This window comes from Novosphingobium sp. ES2-1 (genome assembly GCF_015169775.1).
Classification (GTDB): Bacteria; Pseudomonadota; Alphaproteobacteria; order Sphingomonadales; family Sphingomonadaceae; genus Novosphingobium; species Novosphingobium subterraneum.
In genome coordinates this window covers 2,265,734-2,288,637 of record NZ_CP063445.1, presented here as the reverse complement: position 1 = coordinate 2,288,637, position 22,904 = coordinate 2,265,734, and the positions used below count along the sequence as shown (strand labels likewise).

Annotated in this window: 24 protein-coding genes; 21 read left to right on the top strand and 3 right to left on the bottom strand. The window is 64.4% G+C overall.

What is annotated here, in order from left to right:
- Positions 1 to 423: 423 nt before the first annotated feature.
- Positions 424 to 741 (bottom strand): 2Fe-2S iron-sulfur cluster-binding protein, encoded by a 318-nt coding sequence (locus IM701_RS11130; protein ID WP_039334168.1) that lies wholly within the window; start codon positions 739 to 741, stop codon positions 424 to 426.
- 137 nt (positions 742 to 878) lie between these two features.
- On the opposite strand from IM701_RS11130, the gene IM701_RS11125 reads away from it, so the two are divergent.
- Complete coding sequence (locus IM701_RS11125; protein ID WP_193826979.1) at positions 879 to 1,496, top strand: DNA-3-methyladenine glycosylase; 618 nt, start codon at positions 879 to 881, stop codon at positions 1,494 to 1,496.
- A gap of 35 nt (positions 1,497 to 1,531) precedes the next feature.
- Positions 1,532 to 2,335: an SDR family oxidoreductase gene (locus IM701_RS11120; RefSeq protein ID WP_193826978.1), complete on the top strand. Its 804-nt coding sequence runs from the start codon at positions 1,532 to 1,534 to the stop codon at positions 2,333 to 2,335.
- Positions 2,336 to 2,366: 31 nt separating this feature from the next.
- Here the strand turns inward: IM701_RS11120 and IM701_RS11115 are convergent, their stop codons facing one another.
- A complete protein-coding gene (locus IM701_RS11115; RefSeq protein ID WP_230487857.1) occupies positions 2,367 to 2,552 on the bottom strand; it encodes an NTF2 fold immunity protein in 186 nt (61 codons plus the stop codon).
- A 167-nt stretch (positions 2,553 to 2,719) separates the two neighbouring features.
- A complete protein-coding gene (locus IM701_RS11110; protein WP_193826976.1) occupies positions 2,720 to 3,010 on the bottom strand; it encodes a 4a-hydroxytetrahydrobiopterin dehydratase in 291 nt (96 codons plus the stop codon).
- Between the two features lie 86 nt (positions 3,011 to 3,096).
- Here IM701_RS11110 and ccmA point away from each other — a divergent pair, with 86 nt between their 5' ends.
- The 19 genes from ccmA (at position 3,097) to IM701_RS11015 (ending at position 22,897) form a co-directional block, all read left to right on the top strand.
- On the top strand, positions 3,097 to 3,672 hold the full coding sequence (gene ccmA / locus IM701_RS11105; protein ID WP_193828430.1) for a heme ABC exporter ATP-binding protein CcmA: 576 nt from the start codon (positions 3,097 to 3,099) through the stop codon (positions 3,670 to 3,672).
- A complete protein-coding gene (ccmB, locus tag IM701_RS11100) occupies positions 3,669 to 4,331 on the top strand; it encodes a heme exporter protein CcmB (protein ID WP_039334158.1) in 663 nt (220 codons plus the stop codon). Before ccmA ends, ccmB begins: the two co-directional genes overlap by 4 nt.
- 76 nt (positions 4,332 to 4,407) lie before the next feature.
- Positions 4,408 to 5,406: a cysteine synthase A gene (locus IM701_RS11095; protein ID WP_193826975.1), complete on the top strand. Its 999-nt coding sequence runs from the start codon at positions 4,408 to 4,410 to the stop codon at positions 5,404 to 5,406.
- A gap of 14 nt (positions 5,407 to 5,420) precedes the next feature.
- On the top strand, positions 5,421 to 5,837 hold the full coding sequence (locus IM701_RS11090) for a hypothetical protein (protein ID WP_062347729.1): 417 nt from the start codon (positions 5,421 to 5,423) through the stop codon (positions 5,835 to 5,837).
- A complete protein-coding gene (locus tag IM701_RS11085) occupies positions 5,838 to 6,554 on the top strand; it encodes an ABC transporter (protein ID WP_193826974.1) in 717 nt (238 codons plus the stop codon).
- Positions 6,555 to 6,864: 310 nt separating this feature from the next.
- A complete protein-coding gene (locus IM701_RS11080) occupies positions 6,865 to 7,362 on the top strand; it encodes a division/cell wall cluster transcriptional repressor MraZ (RefSeq protein WP_039334154.1) in 498 nt (165 codons plus the stop codon).
- Positions 7,359 to 8,345, top strand: coding sequence for a 16S rRNA (cytosine(1402)-N(4))-methyltransferase RsmH (gene rsmH / locus IM701_RS11075; protein ID WP_193826973.1), 987 nt, complete (start codon positions 7,359 to 7,361; stop codon positions 8,343 to 8,345). The genes IM701_RS11080 and rsmH overlap by 4 nt, the downstream gene beginning before the upstream one ends.
- Positions 8,342 to 9,160 (top strand): hypothetical protein, encoded by an 819-nt coding sequence (locus tag IM701_RS11070; protein WP_193826972.1) that lies wholly within the window; start codon positions 8,342 to 8,344, stop codon positions 9,158 to 9,160. Before rsmH ends, IM701_RS11070 begins: the two co-directional genes overlap by 4 nt.
- Complete coding sequence (locus IM701_RS11065) at positions 9,157 to 10,902, top strand: penicillin-binding protein 2 (protein ID WP_193826971.1); 1,746 nt, start codon at positions 9,157 to 9,159, stop codon at positions 10,900 to 10,902. The genes IM701_RS11070 and IM701_RS11065 overlap by 4 nt, the downstream gene beginning before the upstream one ends.
- The gene (locus tag IM701_RS11060) at positions 10,899 to 12,347 is read left to right on the top strand and encodes a UDP-N-acetylmuramoyl-L-alanyl-D-glutamate--2,6-diaminopimelate ligase (RefSeq protein ID WP_039334150.1); all 1,449 of its coding nucleotides are present in this window, start codon (positions 10,899 to 10,901) and stop codon (positions 12,345 to 12,347) included. Before IM701_RS11065 ends, IM701_RS11060 begins: the two co-directional genes overlap by 4 nt.
- Entirely contained in the window at positions 12,344 to 13,813 is a 1,470-nt protein-coding gene (gene murF / locus IM701_RS11055; RefSeq protein WP_193826970.1) for a UDP-N-acetylmuramoyl-tripeptide--D-alanyl-D-alanine ligase, read from the top strand. Before IM701_RS11060 ends, murF begins: the two co-directional genes overlap by 4 nt.
- Positions 13,814 to 14,878, top strand: coding sequence for a phospho-N-acetylmuramoyl-pentapeptide-transferase (mraY, locus tag IM701_RS11050; RefSeq protein WP_039334147.1), 1,065 nt, complete (start codon positions 13,814 to 13,816; stop codon positions 14,876 to 14,878).
- Positions 14,875 to 16,206, top strand: a complete 1,332-nt coding sequence (murD, locus tag IM701_RS11045; RefSeq protein ID WP_062347724.1) for a UDP-N-acetylmuramoyl-L-alanine--D-glutamate ligase — start codon at positions 14,875 to 14,877, stop codon at positions 16,204 to 16,206. Before mraY ends, murD begins: the two co-directional genes overlap by 4 nt.
- 38 nt (positions 16,207 to 16,244) lie before the next feature.
- On the top strand, positions 16,245 to 17,438 hold the full coding sequence (locus IM701_RS11040; protein ID WP_193828429.1) for an FtsW/RodA/SpoVE family cell cycle protein: 1,194 nt from the start codon (positions 16,245 to 16,247) through the stop codon (positions 17,436 to 17,438).
- On the top strand, positions 17,435 to 18,679 hold the full coding sequence (locus tag IM701_RS11035) for a UDP-N-acetylglucosamine--N-acetylmuramyl-(pentapeptide) pyrophosphoryl-undecaprenol N-acetylglucosamine transferase (protein WP_193826969.1): 1,245 nt from the start codon (positions 17,435 to 17,437) through the stop codon (positions 18,677 to 18,679). The genes IM701_RS11040 and IM701_RS11035 overlap by 4 nt, the downstream gene beginning before the upstream one ends.
- On the top strand, positions 18,676 to 20,088 hold the full coding sequence (gene murC, locus IM701_RS11030; RefSeq protein ID WP_193826968.1) for a UDP-N-acetylmuramate--L-alanine ligase: 1,413 nt from the start codon (positions 18,676 to 18,678) through the stop codon (positions 20,086 to 20,088). Before IM701_RS11035 ends, murC begins: the two co-directional genes overlap by 4 nt.
- Complete coding sequence (gene murB / locus IM701_RS11025; protein ID WP_230487676.1) at positions 20,085 to 20,978, top strand: UDP-N-acetylmuramate dehydrogenase; 894 nt, start codon at positions 20,085 to 20,087, stop codon at positions 20,976 to 20,978. The genes murC and murB overlap by 4 nt, the downstream gene beginning before the upstream one ends.
- The gene (locus IM701_RS11020; RefSeq protein WP_039334137.1) at positions 20,975 to 21,928 is read left to right on the top strand and encodes a D-alanine--D-alanine ligase; all 954 of its coding nucleotides are present in this window, start codon (positions 20,975 to 20,977) and stop codon (positions 21,926 to 21,928) included. Before murB ends, IM701_RS11020 begins: the two co-directional genes overlap by 4 nt.
- 3 nt (positions 21,929 to 21,931) lie before the next feature.
- Positions 21,932 to 22,897, top strand: coding sequence for a cell division protein FtsQ/DivIB (locus IM701_RS11015; RefSeq protein ID WP_193826967.1), 966 nt, complete (start codon positions 21,932 to 21,934; stop codon positions 22,895 to 22,897).
- The last annotated feature ends 7 nt before the right edge of the window (positions 22,898 to 22,904 follow it).

Sequence of the window (22,904 nt, the reverse complement as noted above, 5' to 3'; positions counted from 1 at the left end):
GCCTGTCTGACGAGGCCAAGCTGCGCTTTCAAACCAGAAACACGTAGTTTCACATTAAACGATAGTTAGTGTGGTGTTCATGTGACAACGCAATGAAAAACCTAGAGAAATTTCGAATTGAAACATTTTGTTACAAACTGGAATTGTATGCCAATAACTTTCGATATGGAGTAATTTAATTTCCTCTGTAACTACCCAAATCGCATGGATGATGCGTTGCCGCATGCCACAAAGGCCGCCAGGCAGGCGCAGAAGCGCCGCGGTACGCCTGAGGCGCGAAACCGTTCCCCAAAAAATCGACGAAGCGATCCACTTTCTGCAAAAGGGTGGCCCAACATTGCCGTTCACCGGTGCGGCTGACACGAAAAAGGCCCGCGCTCCTGCTGGAGGCGGGCCCTTCAAGCGGCGCAAAGGCTGGATAGATCAGTCTTCCGGCGCGATCGTGACGCGAAGACCGTCGAGGTCGCCGGTGATCTGCACCTGGCAGGAAAGGCGCGAGGTTTCGTTGCGGTGGTCCGAGCTGTCGAGCAGGTCGTTCTCGTCCTCGCTCATCGGCGCGACCTTGTCGGCGAATGCAGGGTCGATGTAGACGTGGCAGGTGGCGCAGGAGCAGCAGCCGCCGCACAGGGCGAGCAGCTCGTCGAAGCCATTGTCGCGGATCGCTTCCATCACCGAAAGGCCGGCATCGGCCTCTACCGTCTTCTCTTCACCCGCACGATTGACAACCACGATCTTCGGCATCGTTCGTTCTCCAAATGCGGCGACGGGCACCAACGCAAGACCCGCGTCCCCTGTTCGCCTTTGGACGGGGCTGCTATCGCGCCATTTCGGCTTTGGCAACTGTCGATCCGGCCAAAACACTGTTGCGGAGAACTAGGGTGGGACTGACGGCAGAGGCGCTACGCGAAGGACTCGACTACATCGCCGCCCGCAGCCCCGCCATGGCGAGTGCCATTGGCCGCGTCGGATATCCCGAGCCACGCATTCGTTCGACCGGCTATGGCACCTTGCTGCGCACCATCGTCGGCCAGCAAGTCAGCGTGGCCGCCGCTGCTTCGGTGTGGAACAAGCTCGAGGCACTGCTGGGGGAGGATATTCCTCCGCACGACCTGCTTGCCGCTGACTTCGACGCCTTGCGCGCCTGTGGGCTATCGCGCCAGAAACAGGGCTATGCGCGGTCCTTGTGCGAACTGGTGATATCGGGCGAACTCGATCTTGATGCGCTGCCAGCGGACGACGAAGAAGCGATTGCGGAACTGGTCAAGATCAAGGGCATCGGTCGCTGGTCGGCCGAGATCTACCTGCTGTTCGCCGAAGGGCGCCCCGATATCTGGCCTGCGGGCGATCTGGCGGTGCAGGTGGGCCTTGGCAAGCTGCTCGGCCTTGCGGAACGGCCGAGCGAGAAGGAGACGCGCGCTCTGGCCGAGGACTGGCGGCCGCATCGCGGCGCGGCGGCGATCTTCACCTGGCATTGCTATAACAATCCGGCGCTGTAATGTCTTGCTGACAACAATGTGAGCAGGGGGTGCCAATGGCGCGCAAGACGATCTTCATCACCGGCGGCGCTTCGGGCATCGGCCGGGCCGTGGCGCAGCGCTTTGCACAAGGCGGGTGGTTTGTCGGCATCGCGGATATCAACGAGGCTGGCATGGCCGAAACCGCAGCGCAGCTTCCCGCCGGGCTTAGTTCTTGCCACCGTCTCGACGTGCGTGACCGCGCGGCATGGGACATGGCGCTATCGAATTGTGCAAAGGCGGCTGGCGGGCAGATCGAGGTGGTGTTCAACAATGCCGGCATCCCTATCGGCGGTGGCATTGTCGATCTGACGGCCGAGGAGATCGAGCGCACGCTCGACATCAACCTCAAGGGCGTGATCTTCGGCGCACAGGCGGCGTTCCCTTGGCTCAGGGCGAGCGCGCCGGGTTCGTGCCTGCTCAACACCGCCAGCGCGGCTGGGATCTATGGCTCACCCGGCGCATCGGTCTATTCCGCCACGAAGTTCGGCGTCAGGGCGCTGACAGAATCGCTCGACGGGGAATGGGCCGAGTACGGCATAAAGGTACGCAGCCTGATGCCGGGATTCATCGAAACGCCTTTGCTCGACCACGCCCCCAACCGCGCCAGCAACGAGGACATCCGCACGCGCGTGCGCGGCGCGGGCCTGGAAATCACGCCGGTGAGCGAAGTCGCCGAGGCGGCGTGGGCGGCGGCGCATGGAGACAAGGTGCACACTTTGGTCGGCAAGACCGCGCGGCGGCTCGCGTTCGCCTCGCGCTGGATGCCGGGTACTTTGCGCAAGCAGATGCGGTCTGGCGGGAGGCCTTTGGGGAAGTAGCGGCGTTACGTCCCTTCTGATACTGCATTGCTCACTTGTCGTGAAAAATGCGCAAAACTTTGCCGTTCCGGCGGCAAATCGAGATGTGTGCGACGCCGCCATCCAAGCCTCTTGGTAGCGAGCCTGTCACTATCCAGACACCGTCGCGCAGTGTAGCCTTAAAGGGTCGCTGCCCTTCAATCTGTTTGGTGCCATAAACGGGCTTCAGGTAAATCATGGCCACTGACTTTGCCGTCTCTGCCGACCCTACAACACCCGTCTTGGGCTGAAATGAGGCGACATTCTCAGCGCAAGTGGGAGGTTCGGCACGGGCAACTTGTACCGATAGCAAGATGAGTAGCGCGGCCGAGCCATGCCGTAACCAATTGCTCGGTGAGGTGAGCTTCACAGAAAGCCTTCCATCGCCCGCGCCATCGCCGCATCCCGTGTCGAGAGGCCATCGGCATCGTGCGTCGTCAACGTCACCTCGACGCGGTTGTAGACGTTGAACCATTCGGGGTGGTGGTCAGCCTTTTCGGCGTAGAGGGCGACGCGGTTCATGAAGGCCCAGGCCTCGGAGAAATCGGCAAAGCGGAAGGTGCGCACGATGGCTAGGCCGTCTTCACGCAATTGCCATTCCGGGAGCTCGACCAGCAGGGAAACGCGTTCGGAATCGGTCAGGCGGGCGACGGTCATGCTTGGTCCTTTGGCATCCTTGGCAGTTGCCGCCGTTTCCCCTATCGCCCGATTTCATGCAAGCCCCTCCCATGCAGTCCCACGCCATGCAAGAGTGCGGTCTCGTCGCCATGGATATTGCCTGCCGGCGCGGGGACCGGGTTCTGTTCCGGGGGCTGTCGTTCGATCTTGCGCCGCGTGAAGTCGTCCATCTTGCCGGCCCCAACGGCATCGGCAAGTCGAGCCTCATCCGCATCCTTGCCGGATTGCTGCGGCCGTTCATGGGGTCGGTTGAGCGTCATGGTGCGCTTGCGCTTTCGGATGAGCGGCTGGCGCTGGACGGCCACGAACCGCTCGAGAACGCGCTGGCGTTCTGGCAGCGGATCGACCGCGCACCGCAGGGCAACGCCGATTTCGGGCTGGCCGACCTGCTTGACGTTCCGGTGCGCTATCTTTCCACGGGGCAGCGCAAGCGGGCGGCCCTTGCCCGCGTGGCGGGAAGCGGTGCGCCGATCTGGTTGCTGGACGAGCCGCTCAACGGGCTCGACACCCACTGGTCGTGCATCGCGCAGGCGGCGATCAAGGCGCATTGCAATGCCGGTGGGGCGGTGATCATTGCATCGCACCAGCCGCTTTCGCTCGACGCGGTAAAGGTGATCGAATTGCTGGATTTCCAACCGTGATCGCCAAGCTTCTTCCGATCTTCCTGCGCGATCTGGTGCTGCTGACGCGAGGGAGCCAAGGGCGCGGTGGAGCGGTTCTGCCGCTGCTGTTCTTCCTTGCTGTGGCGATGCTGTTTCCCTTTGCCGTCGGCCCCGATGCCCGGTTGCTGGCACGGACCGGTGCGGGCGTGATCTGGGTTGCGGCGCTGCTTGCGGCGATCCTCCCGCTGGACCGCCTGGTCGAGCCGGACGTTGAAGCCGGCATGTTCGACCAGTGGGCCTTGCGCGGCATTGCCGAGGAGGCGCTGCTCCTGGTGCGCATCCTGGCGCACTGGCTGAGCTTTGGCGTGCCGCTGATGCTGGCAGCACCGATCTCGGCAGGGCTGCTCGGCCTTGATGGCCAACAGTTGTGGACGGTGGAAGTCGGGCTGCTGCTCGGCACGCCCGGTCTGGCGGCGATCGGCGTTACCATCGCGGCGCTGACGGCAGGGTTGCGGGCAGGTTCGGCGCTGGGCGGATTGCTCGCGATCCCTCTGGCTGTGCCGCTCCTGATCTTCGGCGCGGGATCGCTGCAACCGGGGGGCGAGGGGGGCTTGCTGCTGCTGGGCGCGTGCAGCCTTGTGGCGCTGGCCGTTGCGCCGTTTGCGGGCGGTGCCGCTATCCGGGCCGGGCGCGAATAACGCAGCGAGCAGGGCTTGCACGTCGCAAAGCGCAAATTCGTTGGCAATCGTGCAAAGTCTCCCTAACTCGGGGACCATGACTGCACCTTCGATTACACCCGATACCATTTCGCTCATCGGCAACACGCCGCTCGTCCTGCTGAAGGGGCCGAGCGAGGCGGCAGGCGCCGAGATCTACGGCAAGTGCGAGTTCGCCAATCCCGGTGCTTCGGTGAAGGACCGCGCTGCGCTGTGGATCGTGCGCGATGCCGAGGAGCGGGGCGTGCTGCAGCCCGGCGGGACGATCGTCGAAGGCACGGCGGGCAATACCGGCATCGGCCTTGCGCTGGTGGCCAACGCTCGCGGGTACAAGTCGGTCATCGTCATGCCCGAAACGCAATCGCGCGAGAAGATGGACACCCTGCGGGCGCTGCGGGCAGAACTCGTGCTGGTGCCGGCGGCGCCGTTTTCCAACCCCGGCCACTTCGTCCACACCTCGCGCCGGATTGCCGAGGAAACCGAAGGGGCGGTCTGGGCCAACCAGTTCGACAATATCGCCAATCGCCGCGCTCACATCGAAAGCACCGCGCCCGAGATCTGGGAGCAGATGGAGCACCGCATCGACGGCTTCACCTGTGCTGCGGGCACGGGCGGGACGATCGCGGGCGTGGGCCTGGGGCTCAAGGCTTTCGACGAGAACATCACGATCGCCCTGACCGATCCGCACGGCGCGGCGCTCTACAACTATTACGCCAATGGTGAGCTGAAGGCCGAGGGCTCCTCGGTGGCCGAGGGCATTGGCCAGGGGCGCATCACCGCGAACCTCGAAGGCGCACCGATCGACACGCAGTTCCGCATTTCGGACGAGGAAGGGCTTTACTGGGTCGAGCGCCTGCTGGCCGATGAGGGGCTGTGCCTTGGCCTGTCGAGCGGGATCAACGTGGCGGGTGCCGTGGCGCTGGCCAGGCAGCTTGGCAAGGGCAGCCGCGTGGCGACGATCCTGTGCGATACTGGCTTCCGCTACCTTTCGTCGCTCTACAATCCCGAGTGGCTCAAGGCCAAGGGGCTGCCGGTGTTCCCTTGGCTGGATCAATAGGCTAGGCTGCGGTCATGGCACTGTTCGGTTTCCCCGCAGGCAAGCAGGCATCCGCCCCGACCGAGGCGGAAATTGCCGCTGCCAGCGCACTGGCCCATGTGCCGCCGACCACGCGCGAATTGCGGGCGCAGGCGGTTCATCGGCTGCAGGTCGGGCTGTTCGGGCTGGCCGGGATGCTGCTGCTGGTCAGCCTTGCCAACGTGATCATGGATCGGGCCAAGTTCATCGACGCCAGCGCGGTCAATACCGCTGCGCCGAAGGTCGAGGCGAGCGAGACATCGGCGAAGGACCCGTTGGCCGACATGGGGGTGGCTCCGCAACTGCCGGTCACGGCCAAGGAAAAGCCGACCGTCACGATCTCGCCCGCTCCGCCCGCGCCGACTCCGGCCCCTTCGGTCCCGGCCCCTTCGGTTAACGCGCCGAAGAACTGAGTGCATCGCCGGATCGCTCTTGCCGTGCTGGCAGCGGTTGTCGCGCTGGCGGGCTGGTGGGCGTTCTCCGCCGAGCCTGCCCCTGACAGGACCGTGGGCCTGTTTACCAGCCTGCCGATCGTGTGGAACGAGGCGGACGATATCAAGGGCATGATCGACCCGCCAGCCGCGCCGCACTGGGCGCGCGCCGTGCTGGAGTCCAAGGGCAAGGTGATCGCGCTCGATACGCTGCTTCAGCTCGAACAAGTCGACTTGCTGGTCGTGGCGCAGCCGCGCCCGTTGGTGCCGGAGGAGAATCTTGCGCTTGATGCCTGGCTGCGGGCAGGCGGTCACCTGCTGATGTTCGTTGATCCCATGCTGACGCAGGAGAGCGCATTTGCGCTGGGTGACCGACGCCGCCCGCAGGACGTGGCGCTGGTTTCGCCGATCCTGGCGCGTTGGGGGTTGGAACTGCAATTCGACGACAGGCAACCCGGTGGTCTGCGGGAAAGTGCGGGCGAGGGGCTGCCGATCAATCTGGCAGGCACTTTCAAGGCAATCCCGGGCGGGCACGAAGCGAACTGCGCGATTGCAAGGGACGGTCTGATTGCGCGTTGCACGGTCGGCCAGGGCCAAGCAACGCTGGTGGCCGACGCCGCGCTTCTGGAGCCGGAAGCTGTGGGGGATCGGCGGGCGGTCCAGCTTCAACGCCTGCTCGAAGGGGCAATGGCGGAGTGATCCCTTTTTGTTCGCGGGAAACTATGGGCAAGGTGCCAGGCACGGCCGAGGACTTCGGCAAAATGCCCGCATCTGGGCGATTACTTTTGCAGCAGGTGATGGTTACTCAAGCGGTAAGATGTAGAGAAAATGCTACGGAATCATAGCTAGTCCGCATTTTCCCGCATTTTCCCCTTTTCGCCCGCCCCGTCCCGCGTTAGTGGTGTGGTTATCGGGACGAACTCCAATCGCATCCGCGGGGGATGAGTCGGCAACGCGCGATGGCGCGGGGTCGAGCGATGGAGCTTTGTCCGCGAGCGGGGTGTCCAGCGTGGCGGGAGGGCCGGTAAATCTGGTGGGACAGGGCTTTTCGCCGCGTGGCGAAAAGGGCCGCTTCGTCCTGCCTGCCGACTTCCGCTCCGACATCTACGCAGCTTCCGCCAACCAGCGCGTTCTCTGCCTCGACAAGCACCCCCGCCTGCCTTGTCTGACCGGATTTGGCCTTTCCCGCCTGGACGAACTGGCTGCAGAGATCGATCGCGAGGAAGAGAAGAAGCTCCGGCTGGGCCTCGATTTCGACCGCGATATGGCCGAAGCGCAGGCCTACGGCTTTACCCGCGTCAGCTTCGATGAAAGCGGCCGTTTCGTCCTGCCCGAGTACCTGTCCGAACTCGGTCAGGTGGAGGATGGCCTCTATTTCCATGGTGGCGGCCGCCAGATCACGATCTGGAACCCGCAAATCCTGTTCGAGCAGGGCGATGGCTGGGCCAGCGCCAAGGCTGGCTGCCGAGCGAAGATGGCCGAAGCTGCAAAGGGGAAGCGCAAGTGACCGCCGCAGCGCCAAAAGCCCCGCATATTCCCGTGCTGCTCGAAGAGGTCGTGGCGGCCCTTGATGCAAAGCCGGGCGATCTGATCGTCGACGCGACTTTCGGCGCGGGCGGCTACACCCGGTGCCTGCTGGAATCGGGCGCGACGGTTCACGCCTTCGACCGCGATCCCGATGCGATTGCGGCGGGAAGGCTCTGGGGAGAAACCTGTGGAAAAGATCCGCGCCTCGTTCTGCATCCCCGTCGCTTTTCCGAACTTGCGGAAGGACTTGCAGAGGCCGGAATTGCGGGCGTTCAGGGCGTCGTGTTCGACATCGGCGTGAGCTCGATGCAGCTCGATCAGGCGGGGCGCGGATTTGCGTTCTCGTCGGACGGACCGTTAGACATGCGGATGTCACAGGACGGTCCAAGTGCGGCGGATTTCCTGAATGAAGCGGACGAGGGGGAAATAGCAGACGTTCTCTATCGCTACGGCGAGGAACGCCAATCGCGCCGGATTGCCCGCGCCATCGTGGGCGCCCGTCCTCTCACCACCACCGGCCAGTTTGCCGCGGTCGTACGCAAGGCGCTTGGCTATCGTCCGGACATCAAGGGCCCCAAGGCGCAGAAGGACCCGGCGACCCGCAGTTTCCAGGCGGTGCGCATCCACGTGAATGGCGAACTGGACGAACTGATCGAGGGCCTCGCTGCGGCGGAGAAGGTGCTGGTCCCCGGTGGACGCATCGCGGTGGTGAGCTTCCACAGCCTCGAGGACCGCATCGTCAAGCAGTTCCTGCGCGAGGCCGCGGGCGCCGTGCCGGCCAGCTCACGCCACATGCCGCAAATGGCTTCGAAGGTTGAACCGGTCTTTGAAAAGCCCTCGGCTGCCATCCGTCCGACGCCCGAGGAAGAGGAGCGCAACCCGCGCGCCCGTTCCGCCACGCTGCGCTGGGCCGTGCGCACTTCCGCGCCAGCACGCAATCGTGCCGGGAGGGCTGCGGCATGATCTCGACGACAAGCCGTCTTCGCTCGGTTGGCTGGGTGGTCTTGCTGGGCTTGTGTCTGGCGCTGGTCGTGGCGCTGGCATTCCGGGTCAATGCCTTGCGGAGCCAGATCCATCATGCCGAAGCGCGCATCGTCGCATTGAAGCAGGAGAAGATGTATCTCGAGACGGAATTCGAGACGCGCTCCAATCAGCAGCAGTTGAAAGCCTGGAACGACGTCGAGTTCGGCTATGCCGCGCCCAACGCCAGCCAGTACCTCGAAGGCGAGCGCCAGCTTGCCGCACTGAGCGTCCCCGCCACGCCGGATGCGCCCGCACCGATCCGCGTCGCCAGCGTGGATGACAGCGTGATCGCTTCGGCCGCGTTCCCGGCGATGGTTTCGCCGCTTTCGGGCAAGGCCTTGGCCAGCAATGATAGCAAGGCCGTTGCCGACGATGCCGACGAGGACCGTCCGGCGCGCACTGTCGATCATGCTGAAGCGGTCGAGACGCTGAAAGACCGCCTTGGCAAGGTCGTTGACGCCCGCCCGCGCGGGCCGGTGCGGAAGGAAACGGCTTCGGACAAGGAGCGCCCGGTCAAGAAGGACAAGTCCGAGTCCGCGACGTCGGCCAAGCCCAAGGTGGCGCAGAAGGCTGCTGCCAAGGGCGTTGTTTCCAAGGAGAGGGCAAAGACTGCGAAATCTGACGCGCGACCGGCCAGCAAGCCTGCTGCCAAGGTCAAAGCTGTCGCAACTGCGGAAAAGTCAGGCGCAAGCAAGGCCAAGTCCAGTTCGGCCCCTCGCGCTGCCAAGGGCAAGGAGGCTAAGGCAGCCCGGTGAACGCACTCACCGCCTCAGCCGCCATCGCTTCCGGCCGCGTCCTGCTGGCCAACGTCCGTCAGCGCTCGCTGGTCGAGGCCAAGGTCCGTGCGCTGGTGGTGGCGGGCTTCATCCTGTTCTTTGGCTTCGCGGCGCTCGCAAGGATCGCCCAACTCGGCTTTTTCGAAGGCTCCCCTGAGCGTCGTTCACGGGCCGAAGCGCTGCTCCCCCCGCGAGGCGAGATCACCGATCGCAATGGCGTTCCGCTGGCGCGGGCGTTCCCGGCCTATGCGCTGTGGTACAATCCCAAGGCATTCGGCGAAAACGGCACTCCGCTCGTCAAGTCGCCCGAAGAGGTGGCCAAGGCGCTTGTCGCCATCTTCCCCGACGCCGACTACAACGACCTGCTCCGGCGGCTGAAGTCTGACAAGCCGAGCTATCTGCGCCAGCGTGTGATGCCGGAGGATGCCAACCGCATCTTTGCCTTGGGCGAGCCTGCGCTGGAATTCCCGCGCGAGAACCAACGCTATTACCCGCAAGGATCGCTTGGCGCACACGTGCTCGGCTATGTCGACAGTGAAGGCCATGGCCATGTCGGCATGGAGCAGGTGCTTGAGAAGCAGCTGCTCGATCCTGCCCGGCGTGGCAAGCCGGTGGCGCTTTCCATCGATATGCGGGCACAGGGCGCACTTGAGGACGAACTTGGTCGCGGCATGCTGGAGACCGAGGCCAAGGGCGCGGCAGGCATTGTGCTTGACGTCGACACCGGGGAAATCGTGGCCTTGGCATCGCTGCCTTCGTTCAATCCGAACCGTTCTGACCAAGCGCTCAACAACCTCGTGTTCAACAAGGTGACCAATCAGGTCTACGAACTTGGGTCCACCTTCAAGCCGTTGAGCATCGCTGCGGCAATTGACGCAGGTGTGGTGACCGACCTTTCAGTGCGCTACCCGTCGGACAAGCCGCTGGCGATCGGAGGCTTTCATATCCGCGACAGCCACAGCTTCGGCGCTTCGCTGAACGTGCCCGAGGCGCTGATCCATTCCTCGAACATCGTCACCGCGCAGGTAGCCGACAAGCTTGGCGGGCCGGGTTTGAAGAAGACCATGGCTGCTCTCGGCATGAACGAGCGGCCTTATATCGAACTGCCGGCGCGCGGCTTCCCGCTCTGGCCGCGCGGCACCAACAAGAACGGCGACTGGGCGCGCATCACCACGATGACGGTCAGCTATGGCCATGGCATCGCGGTGACGCCGCTGCACCTGGCAGCAGCCTATGCTGCAATGGTCAACGGCGGCATCTGGCGACCGGCAACGCTGTTCAAGCGTGAGCCGACGCAGATCCCTGAAGGCCGCCGCGTCTACAAGGCTTCGACCAGCGCCCGCATGCGCCAGCTTCTGCGCATGATCGTCGTGGACGGCACCGGCAAGAGCGCCAATGCCTCGGGCTATCGCGTCGGAGGAAAGACCGGCTCGGCGGAAAAGCCCGGCGGGAAGGGCGGCTATAACCGCACTTCGCTCGTCGCGACATTCGCTGCGGCCTTCCCGATGGACAAGCCGCGCTATGTGGTGATTGCCATGCTCGACGAGCCGAAGGGAACGGCGGCGACATCGTACCAGCGCACTGCCGCATGGAACGCCGCGCCAATCGTCGGCCGCGTCGTTCCGCGCATCGGGCCGTTCCTCGGCGTCGTTCCCGACGATACACGCGATATCGACATTTCGGACTTGTCGCCGCTGGTCGGCAACGGAGATGGTGAATGAAGCTCGGCGCGATCCTCGAAGCAGCGGGTTTCGCAGGTGAGAACGGTGATGCGAACGTCACCGGCTTTGCTATCGACCATCGCAAGGTCGCGCCGGGCACGATCTTCGGCGCGTTCCCCGGCACCCGCTTCAATGGCGAGGACTTCATTGCGGACGCCGTGAAGGCAGGCGCCGTCGCCGTGGTCGCGCGTCCGGGGGCGAAAGTCGAAGGGGCGGTGCACGTTGCCGATGTAGAGCCGCGCCGCGCGTTTGCCGCGCTTGCCGCGCGCTTCTTCCAGCCCGTGCCCGAGACGGTGGTTGCCGTCACCGGGACCAACGGGAAGACGTCCACGGTCGAAATGACGCGCCAGATCTGGCGCATGGCCGGCCATTCTGCTGCATCGATTGGCACGCTCGGCGTGACAACGGCGGACGAAAGCGTCTCCACCGGGCTGACCACGCCGGACATCGTGACGTTCCTGTCGAACATGACCGGCCTTGCCCGCGAGGGCGTGACGCATGTTGCCTATGAAGCGTCCAGCCACGGCCTCTCGCAGTACCGCAACGAGGGCCTGCGTGTCGGTGCAGGCGCCTTCACGAACCTCAGCCGCGACCACCTCGATTACCACGCGACGATGGACGATTATTTCGCGGCCAAGATGCGCCTGTTCGACCATGTCGTGGAAGAGAGCGGCACGGCGGTCGTCTGGATGGACGACGAATGGTCGGGACGGGCAGTGGAGCACGTCCGAGCAAGGGGTCTGCGGCTGCTCTCGGTGGGCGAGCAGGGGACCGACATCCGCCTCCTCGCCCGTACCCCTACGCAACTGGGGCAAACGCTCGAAATCGCGTTCGAAGGCCAGGCGCGCAAGATCAACCTGCCGCTGATCGGGGCCTATCAGGCCGCGAACGCACTGGTCTCGGCAGGGCTGGCAATTGCTTCAGGGACCGATGCGGCGAAGGTATTCGACGCGCTTGGACGGTTGCAGCCCGTACGCGGGCGGCTGGAGCGCGCGGCGATCAATCGAGCCGGGGCGCCGGTCTATGTCGACTATGCCCATACGCCGGACGCCATCGAGGCCGCGATAGCCGCATTGCGGCCGCATACCTCGGGCCGCCTGATCACGGTGTTCGGTGCCGGTGGCGATCGTGACGGCGGCAAGCGTCCGGAGATGGGCCGTGCAGCCTGTGCCGGCTCGGATCTGGTGATTGTCACCGACGACAATCCGCGCGGCGAAGATCCGGCGGATATCCGCCGCGCAGTCATGGCCGGCTGCGATGGCAAGGCCCGCGAGATCGGGGATCGTCGCGCCGCCATTGCTGCGGCCATTGCCGAGGCAGGCCGTGAAGACATTGTCCTTGTTGCAGGGAAGGGGCACGAACAGGGACAGATCGTGGGCAGGGGCGATGCTGTCCGCATCCTGCCGTTTGACGATGTTCAGGTCGCCAGGGAGTGCACCACATGACCGCCCACCCCGCTTTGATCGCATGGCCAGAGGACCCGTCCGACGCGGCGGGTCTTGCGCTTTGGACGAGCGAGGAAATCGCTGCGGCGACAGGTGGCCGGGCCAGCGCGAAATTCGCGGTTTCCGGTGTCGAGATCGATAGCCGCGAGGTGGTGGAAGGCGACCTGTTCTTTGCCTTGAAGGGCGAAGCTTCGGACGGTCACCGCTACCTCGAGGGCGCATACGGGCGCGGCGCGGCAGGCACGGTCGTCGAACATGCGACGTTCGGCTCGCACGTGCTGGTCGGTAATACGATGGCCGCGCTCGAGGACCTTGGCCGAGCGGCGCGTGCACGCGTCGATGCCGGCATCATCGGCGTCACGGGTTCCGCAGGCAAGACCGGCGTCAAGGAAGCGCTCTATGCGGCACTCGACCGTGCCAGCAGGGGCCGCGCCCACCGCTCTGTAAAGAGCTACAACAATCACGTCGGTGTTCCGCTGAGCCTTGCGCGGATGCCCGCGCGGACCAGCTTCGGCGTCTTCGAGATGGGCATGAACCACGCAGGGGAACTGGCCGCACTTACCCGGCTGGTCCGTCCCCACGTCGCCATCGTCACCACCATAGCGCCTGCCCACATCGGGCACTTTTCGGGTGAAGAAGCGATTGCCGATGCCAAGGCGGAGATTTTCGAAGGTCTCGAACACGGCGGCGTCGCCATCATCCCGCGCGACAACCGCCACTACGAACGTCTCCATGCCAAGGCGACAAGGCATGCGGGACGGGTGGTCAGCTTCGGACAACATCCCGATGCAGGCGCGCGCCTTGTCGATGCCGTGGCGGCGCCGGGCGGTGGAACCTTGGTGACGGCGGACCTTTCTGGACGCAAGGTCTGCTACACGATCTCGCAACCGGGCGACCACTGGGTCGCCAATTCGCTGGCCATAATGGCTGCTGTCGAAGCGATCGGCGGCGACCTGGGCGCTGCCGGACTGGCGTTGGCCGAGATGGAAGGCCTCGCCGGGCGCGGTGCCCGCCACGAGATTGCCGCTACTGGTGGCGATGGCTCTGGCAAGGCCCTGTTGATCGACGAAAGCTACAACGCCAATCCTGCCTCCATGGCCGTCACCCTGCGCCAACTGGGCGCGACGCCCGCCACCCGCCGCGTTGCCATTCTCGGCGCGATGAAGGAGCTGGGCGAGGCCGAGGCACGCTATCACGCAGAGCTGGCAGGCCCCGTTTCTGAGGGCAAGGTCGACAGGCTGGTGCTGGTAGGCGCCGAAATGGCGGCGTTGGCTCACGCGCTGGGGAAAAGCGGGGCGTTGTCGCTTGCCGGTAAAATCGATGTGGCGCATGTGCAGACGGCTTCGGAAGCGGCGGAATGTCTGGCTGCCGACGGTGTGCGCGGGGGTGATGCGATCCTCGTGAAGGGGTCGAATTCGGTGGGGCTGGGCGCGATCGTGCGTTCGCTCACCACCAGGGAACGGTGAATGCTCTACCAGCTGGCCGAGTGGCTGCATTTTGAGGGATTCAGCAACCTCATCCGCTACCAGACGTTCCGCGCGGGCGCGACGTTGCTGACCGCGCTGATGATCGGCCTGATCATCGGTCCGCGCTTCATCAACATGCTGCGCGTGCGCCAGGGGAAGGGGCAGCCGATCCGCGAGGACGGCCCGCAGTCACACCTCGCCAAGCGTGGTACGCCGACCATGGGCGGTCTGATGATCGTCACATCGCTCACGCTGTCGTTGCTGCTGTGGATGGATGTGACCAGCCGCCTCGTCTGGTCCTGCGTGGTCGTGACGCTCGGCTTCGGCCTGATCGGCTTTCTCGACGACTACGACAAGGTGACCAAGTATGCGCACAAGGGCGTTCCTGCCAAGGTGCGCCTCGCCGGTGAGTTCGTCGTGGCCGGGATCGCCGCGTGGCTGGCGGTTGGTGAAACGCACCTTTACGTTCCGCTGTTCAGCAATCTCTATGTGCCGCTCGGGCCGTTTTACTATCTGTTTGCGATTTTCGTGATCGTTGGCGCGGGCAATGCGGTGAACCTTACTGACGGTCTGGACGGCCTTGCCACCATGCCTGTGATCATCGCGGCCGGCACTTTCGCAATTATCGCCTATCTTGCCGGCCGTGTGGACTACTCCACCTACCTCGGCATTCCGCACGTGAAGGGCGCCGGCGAACTTGCCATCTTCTGCGCCGCTATGATGGGGGCGGGTCTTGCCTTCCTGTGGTTCAATGCGCCCCCGGCGGCTGTGTTCATGGGTGACACCGGCAGCCTTGCGCTTGGTGGCGCGCTGGGCGTGATCGCGGTCGCGGCGCATCACGAGATCGTGCTGGCCATTGTCGGCGGACTGTTCGTCATGGAAGCCGTCTCGGTCATCGTGCAGGTGGCGGTCTACAAGCGTACCGGCAAGCGCGTGTTTCGCATGGCACCCATCCACCACCACTTCGAGCAGCTCGGCTGGAAGGAATCGACTGTCGTGATCCGCTTCTGGATCGTGTCGATCGTGCTTGCGCTGATCGGCCTTGCCACGCTGAAGGTGCGATGATCGTCTCGCCCGCCTTCACGGCCAAGCGCTTCGCCGTGCTCGGCCTTGCCCGTTCGGGGCAGGCGAGCGTCGAGGCGCTGCTGGCAGGCGGGGCGGAGGTCACCGTGTGGGACAGCCGTGAGGAACCGCGCGCCGCCTACGAAGGGCGCTGCACCATTGCCGATCCACTGTCGATCGACCTGACCGGATTTGCGGGCGTGGTGGTCAGTCCCGGCGTGCCGCTTAACCGTCATCCGATTGCTGCCCATGCCGCTTCATTCGGCGTGCCAGTGATCGGCGACATCGAGCTTTTCGCGCAAGCCCGCGCCGACCTGCCGCCGCATCGCGTCGTCGGCATCACCGGCACCAACGGCAAGTCGACCACCACGATGCTGGTCCATCACATCTGCCAGGCGGCAGGTCTGCAGGCCCGGCTTGGTGGCAATATCGGCCTGCCGGTCCTTGGGCAGGAGCCGCTGCCCGAAGGCGGCGTCTATGTGCTCGAGCTTTCCAGCTACCAGATCGACCTGACGCAGAGCCTCGATTGCGATGTCGCCGCGCTGATCAACCTCAGCCCTGATCACCTCGACCGCTACGATGGCTTCGATGGCTACGCTGCGTCCAAGGCGCGGCTGTTCCGGATGCAGTCGTCGCGCCATCACGCGGTGTTCGGTTGCGGGGACGAGCACACCCTGAAGATCGCGCGCGAGACTTCGGCCACGCACGACGTGGGCTTCGTCCATGTGGTTCAGCCCGATGCGCTGGAAGGACAGGCGGCATGGCCTTCGCTGCAGGGGCCGCACAACCTGCAGAATGCTGCGATTGCGGTTGAGATCGCCCGCCAGCTCGGCATCGGCGAAGACGTATGGCGTCCGGCGCTGGCCAGCTTTGTCGGCCTGCCGCACCGCATGGAGCGCGTGGCCGAGGCCAACGGCGTCCTTTTCGTAAACGACAGCAAGGCCACCAATCCCGCCTCGACCGCGCCTGCGCTTGGCGCCTACCCGCGTATCCACTGGATACTTGGTGGCCTGCCCAAGAGCGATAATCTCGACGAGTGCGCGCCCTACTTCGACCATGTCGTCGCAGCCTATACGATCGGCGAGGCCGGTCCGATGTTTGCGCAACTTCTTGAACCGCTCATGCCCGTCACCCGCAGCGAGATGATGTGCGATGCGGTTCGCCAGGCGATGGAAGCTGCGCAACCCGGAGACGTGGTAATGCTCTCTCCAGCGTGTGCCAGCTTCGATCAGTTCCGCGATTTCGAGGCGCGGGGCGACAGCTTCCGCCAGATCGTCGAAGCGCTGATCGAGGATCGCGAGGCACCCTGTCCGCCAGGAACCGGGTCATGAGCACGACGCCAACTCCGACACGCCTTGTGACCACCACCATGCCCGATGGCGGCGTGCGCGTGGTCGGCCACGGTGCGCGCTTTCGCCGCAGCCGTCGCAGCGAACTGCTGATCTGGTGGCGCGAGATCGATCGGGTGCTGTTGACGCTGATCCTCTCGCTGGTGACGATCGGCTGTATCGCCGTCGCTGCTGCTTCCCCTGCTTCGGCGCATCGCCTTTCCACGAACCAGAAGTCGCTCGGTGATCTTTACTTCTTCTGGATTCACCTGCGTTGGGTCGCGGTGGGGCTGGTCGCGATGTTCTTTGCGTCTGTCCTGCCCAAGGAGGCGGCTCGACGCGGGGCCATCCTGCTCGCGGCGGCGATGATTTTTGCGCTGGTGCTGGTGCCGCTTGTCGGCAGCGAGGTTAAGGGTGCGAAACGCTGGCTGTGGATCGGCTTCAGCCTGCAGCCTTCGGAATTTCTCAAGCCCGGTTTCGCCATTGCCCTCGCCTGGATCCTGTCGTGGCGGGTGCGCGATCCGAACATTCCCGTCATACCCATCACCGTGGCGATCATGGGGCTGGTCGGCATCCTGCTAATGGCCCAGCCGGACTTCGGTTCCACCATGCTGTTCGGCGGCGTGTGGTTCGTGCTGGCGCTGCTTTCGGGCCTGTCGGTCAACAAAATCCTTTACGCCATGGGCGGGCTGATCCTGGTGGTCATTGCCGCGTACTTCTTCTACCCGAACGCAACGCACCGCATCGACAACTTCATTTCGGGTGGCAGCGAGTTTGACCAGGTCGACCTTGCCATGCGCACGCTGATGAACGGCGGGTGGAGCGGGACCGGCCTGTGGCTCGGCAGTCGCAAGAATGCGCTGCCCGAAGCGCACACCGATTACATCTTTTCGGTGGTCGGAGAGGAATTCGGGCTGATCGCCTGCGCGGTGATCGTCACGATCTATTGCGCGATCGCGCTGCGCGTGCTGATGCGCCTGCTCGATGAGGACGATCTGTTCACCATCCTTGCGGCAGCCGGGCTGACCGCACAGCTGGTCGGGCAGGCGTTCATCAACATTCTTGTGAACCTGCAACTTTTCCCTTCGAAAGGCATGACCTTGCCGCTGATCAGCTACGGCGGATCGTCCACCATCGCGCTGCTCATGGGCGTCGGGCTGCTGCTCACGATCACGCGGCGCAACCCCTACCTTTCGCGCGAGAAGTTCGACGTTACGGAACTGGTGCGCAAATGAGTGGCGCTTCTCGGCATTATGTGCTCGCTGCGGGCGGCACGGGCGGACACCTTATTCCGGCCTTCGCGTTGGCGGTCGAGCTGGAACGCCGCGGCCACCACGTGGCTCTGGTTACGGACGAGCGCGGCGCGAAGATCCCCGGCAAGCCTGATTTCATGCCGGCGCACGTTCTTCCGGCCGGGCGTCTGGCAAAAAGTCCGGTGGCGCTGCTCAAGGGCCTGAGCGCGATCTGGCAGGGCAGAGCGATGGCTCTGCGCCTGTTCGAAAGCTTCGAGCCGTCGTGCGTGATCGGCTTTGGCGGTTACCCCGCACTGCCAGCGCTGCTGGCGGCTCATTCGGCGAAGATCCCCACGGTGATCCACGAACAGAACGCGGTGCTGGGCCGGGTCAACCGCTTCCTTGCCAAGCGTGTGGACGCCATTGCGACGGCTTACGGAGAAGTGGATCGGCTTGATCCCAAGCTTTGGGGCAAGGTCCACCGCGTCGGCAATCCGGTGCGTCCAGAGGTGCTGGCACTGCGCGGCGAACCGTTCCCCGAGTTCACCGAGGACAGCCTGTTTCGCGTGCTGGTGACCGGTGGCAGCCAGGGCGCTTCGGTTCTTTCGGAAGTCGTACCCGATGCTCTTGCGATGTTGCCACCAAGCTTGCGTCACCGCTTGCAGGTAACGCAGCAGTGCCGCCCGGAAGACCTGGAAACAGTGCGCGCACGCTATGCAACGCATGAGATTCCTGCGGAGCTCGGCACGTATTTCGAAGACATGGCTAGTCGGCTTGCGGGCACGCATCTGTTTATTGGTCGCGCGGGGGCTTCAACAATTGCGGAGTTAACTGCAGTAGGCCGGCCTGCCATACTGTTGCCTCTCCCCATTGCAACTGACGACCATCAAGCGGCGAACACGCGTGAAATGGTTACTGCGGGCGGTGCCCGTGCCATTCGCCAGCCTGCGCCGACTATGCTGGAGCCGGACACATTTTCAGGCGAAAAGCGAAACGCAGTGCTTCGTCAGCGCGCTGATGCAATACAAAAGCTTTCCAAGGACATCTGCTTGCAAATCCAGGCAATTGCGCAACATCCGCAGGCGTTGGTGAATGCCGCGCATGCCGCGTGGAACTGTGGCCTGCCCAACGCCGTCAGCGATCTTGCCGATCTGGTCGAGAGCTTCGGGGGCGAGCCGATCATGGACGTGATCCGCGTTGATACGCGCAGTGCTGCGCCTGCGGGGCAGGAGCAACTGGCATGAAGGGCGTCGGCACCGAGATCGGGACGATCCACTTCGTCGGCATCGGCGGCATCGGCATGTCGGGCATTGCCGAAGTCATGCACAACATGGGCTATTCGGTGCAGGGTTCCGACATGGCCGAAAGCTATGTCGTCGATGGCCTGCGCTCGCGTGGCATCAAGGTGATGATCGGGCAGAAGTCCGAGAACGTTGATGGCGTGGCTGTGGTTGTGACTTCAACCGCCGTGAAGCGCGACAATCCCGAAGTCGTCGCTGCGCTGGAAAACCGCATCCCGGTTGTACGCCGCGCCGAAATGCTGGCCGAACTGATGCGGCTGAAGAGCACGGTCGCGGTTGCTGGCACGCACGGCAAGACGACGACGACCTCGATGGTCGCCTGCCTGCTCGATGCCGGGGGCATAGACCCCACGGTGATCAACGGCGGCATCATCAATTCCTATGGCTCCAACGCGCGTCTGGGCGACAGCGAGTGGATGGTGGTCGAGGCGGACGAGAGCGACGGCTCGTTCCTGCGGCTCGATGGCACGCTGGCGGTCGTCACCAACATCGACCCGGAACACCTCGATCACTACGGCAGCTTCGACAAGGTGAAGTCGGCCTTCGTCGAGTTCATCGAGAACGTGCCGTTCTACGGCGCAGCCATGCTGTGCATTGATCACCCTGAAGTGCAGGCGATCATCCCCCAGGTACGGGACCGCCGCGTCGTGACCTACGGCTTCTCTGCGCAAGCCGACGTGCGCGGCGAAGCCGTCACGCCGATCCCTGGCGGCAATCGCTTTACTGCCGTGCTGCGCCAGCGCGATGGCTCGTTCCGCCGCATCGAGGGCATCGAACTGCCGATGCCGGGCCGCCACAACGTCCAGAACGCACTCGCTGCGGTCGCGGTCGCAGTGGAAATGGGCGTTTCCGACGAACTCATCCGCACCGGCTTCGGCAAGTTCGGCGGGGTCAAGCGCCGCTTCACCAAGGTTGGCGAAGTCGATGGCGTTACGGTGATCGACGATTACGGCCACCATCCTGTGGAAATCCGCGCCGTTCTTGCTGCCGCGCGTGAAGGCGTGCAGGGCCGGGTCATCGCCGTGGTTCAGCCGCACCGCTTCACTCGCCTTCGCGACCACATGGATGACTTCCAGGGCGCCTTCAACGATGCCGACGTCGTCTATGCCGCGCCGGTCTATCCCGCTGGCGAACAGCCGATCGAGGGCGTGGACAGCGCCGCGATGGTCGAAGGCATCAAGGCGCGCGGCCACCGCTCGGCGCATCTGACAGCCGGGGCCGACGCGCTGGCAAAGGAACTCGCCGCAACGGCGCAGCCCGGTGACATGGTCGTCTGCCTCGGCGCGGGCGACATCACCAAGTGGGCAGCGGGTCTTGCCGACGCGATTGCGCGTGAAAGGGGGCAGGGGTGACCACTCTTGCGCTGCCTTCGGTTCGCGGCAAGCTGACACCGAATGCCCCACTTGCCCCGTTGGTATGGTTCAAGTCCGGCGGCACGGCCGATTGGCTGTTCGAGCCCAAGGACATTGCCGACCTGAAGGAGTTTCTCGCGGGTCTGGCGCCGGACGTGCCCGTCATGGCGCTGGGCCTGGGCTCCAACCTGATCGTTCGCGATGGAGGCGTTCCGGGCGTCGTAATTCGTCTGGGCAAGGCTTTCGCCAAGGTCCAGAAGGTCGACGAGGTCACGCTCAACTGCGGCGGCGGAGCCAGCGGCATTCTCGTATCTTCCACTGCGCGTGACAACGGCATCGCGGGCCTCGAATTCCTGCGCTCGATCCCCGGCACTGTCGGCGGCTTCGTGCGCATGAACGGCGGCGCCTATGGCCGCGAGGTCAAGGACGTGCTGATCGATTGCGATGTGGTGATCCGTTCGGGCGAGGTGGCGACGCTGCCGGTCTCCGAACTCGGCTATACCTATCGCCACTCCGACTTGACCGATGGCTCCATTGTCGTCGCCGCGCGTTTCCGCGGGCATCCGGGCGAGCCCGCAGCGATCCAGGCTGAAATGGACCGTATCAGCGCGGCGCGCGAAGCTTCGCAGCCGCTGCGCTCCAAGACTGGTGGCTCCACCTTCAAGAACCCTGATGGCGCGAAGGCGTGGGAACTGGTCGACAAGGCCGGTTGCCGTGGGCTCACGATGGGCGGCGCACAGGTTAGCGAAAAGCACACCAACTTCCTGATCAACACCGGCGAGGCCACCAGTGCCGAGATCGAAGCGCTGGGCGAGGAAGTGCGCAAGCGCGTGAAGAATATGTCGGGCGTGGAGCTCGAATGGGAAATCAAGAGGATTGGCAGACCGTGACGCTTTCAAAACTCCACGTCGCGGTGCTGATGGGCGGCTGGTCGAGCGAGCGCCCCGTCAGCCTCATGTCGGGCGAAGGCGTGGCCAAGGCGCTTGAGTCGAAGGGCCACAAGGTCTCGCGGATCGACATGGATCGCGAGGTTGCCCTGCGCTTGGCTGAAGCCAAGCCCGATGTCGTGTTCAATGCGCTTCACGGCACGCCCGGCGAGGATGGCTCGATCCAGGGTCTGATGGATATCATGGGGCTGACCTATACCCATTCCGGCCTCGCCACCTCGGTCATCGCGATCGACAAGGAACTCACCAAGCAGGCGCTGGTGCCGCATGGCATCCCCATGCCGGGCGGACGAATCGTGCACACGGAGGAGCTCTACAAGGCCGATCCCCTGCCGCGTCCCTATGTGCTCAAGCCAGTGAACGAAGGCTCGTCGGTTGGCGTCGCGATCGTCACGGCAGACGGCAATTACGGCAATCCGATCAGCGCCGACGCGCGCGGGCCATGGCAGGAGTTCGACGAGCTTCTTGCGGAACCCTTCATTCGCGGCCGCGAATTGACCACGGCGGTGATCGGCGACCGTGCGCTGCTCGTCACCGAACTGCGCCCCAAGTCCGGTTTCTACGATTTCGATGCAAAGTACACCGACGGCATGACCGATCACATCTGCCCGGCCGAGATCCCGGACGAAATCACCGAGGCATGCAAGCAGATCGCCCTGCGCGCGCACCAGTTGCTCGGCTGCAAGGGCACCAGCCGCTCCGACTTCCGCTGGGACGACGAGCAGGGGGTGGAAGGCCTGTTCCTGCTGGAGGTCAACACTCAGCCCGGCATGACTCCGCTCAGCCTCGTACCCGAGCAGGCCAGGGCACTGGGCATGGACTATCCCGATCTGGTCGAGGCGATCATCGCCGAGGCCCTGAAGGACTCCGGCAAGGCAATGGGGAAGGCCTGAACCATGGCGCAGACGATCAAGCGTGGCGGAAAGGGCGTGCGGCGGGCAGCGGCCGCACGGACGACGCAGCGCAAGGTCCAGGCTGCGCGCCAGCAGACCGGTTCAGTGCTCGACACCGTGATGCACTGGCTGCCGTTCAGCGAGGAGACGCTGCACCGCATCCTCATGACGCTGATTCTGGCGGCTGCAGCCGCAATCGTGTGGACCGTGGCGGTCATGGCTGGAATCCCGACGCTTGCGTCCGAACAGGCGGCGCTGATCGCGTCCGATGCCGGGTTCAAGGTCAGCCATCTCGAAGTTCGCGGCGTCAACCGCATGAACGAGCAGCGTATTTACGAGCGTGTGCTGGGTCAGAATGACCGCGCGATGACCACGCTCGATCTCGCGGCTTTGCGCGACGAACTGAACCAGTTGCCGTGGGTCAAGGATGCCCGCGTTTCGCGCAAGCTGCCCGACACGTTGGTGATCGACATCGTCGAGCGCAATCCGCATGCCGTGCTGCGCAAGCCCGACCGCATGGTGCTGATTGACGATTCCGGCGTGGAGCTCGAGACCGTGAAGTTCGACAAGGCCAAGGGTATGCTCGTGCTGTCGGGCCTAGGCGTCGGCCAGCGTGTTCAGGACCTCACGCGGCTGCTGGATGCCGCGCCTGCCTTGAAGCCGCAGGTTTCGGAAGCCGAATGGGTTGGCAATCGCCGCTGGAACCTCACGTTCAAGACGGGGCAGGTTCTTGCCCTGCCTGAAGGCGACGAGAAGTCTGCCGGAGCGCTGCTGAGTTTCGCCCGGATGGACGGGGTGAACCGGCTGCTCGGAGGCAAGGTCGCCGCGTTCGACATGCGCGCGCCCGACCGCATCTACATGCGCGTGCCGGGGCACGCCGACGAAGTTGCGGCGGAAAAGCGCGCTGCCGATCAGGCCAAGGCCGAAGCCAAGCACATCGCGGCTGCGGCCAAGAGCGACGAGGGCTGATCCACCG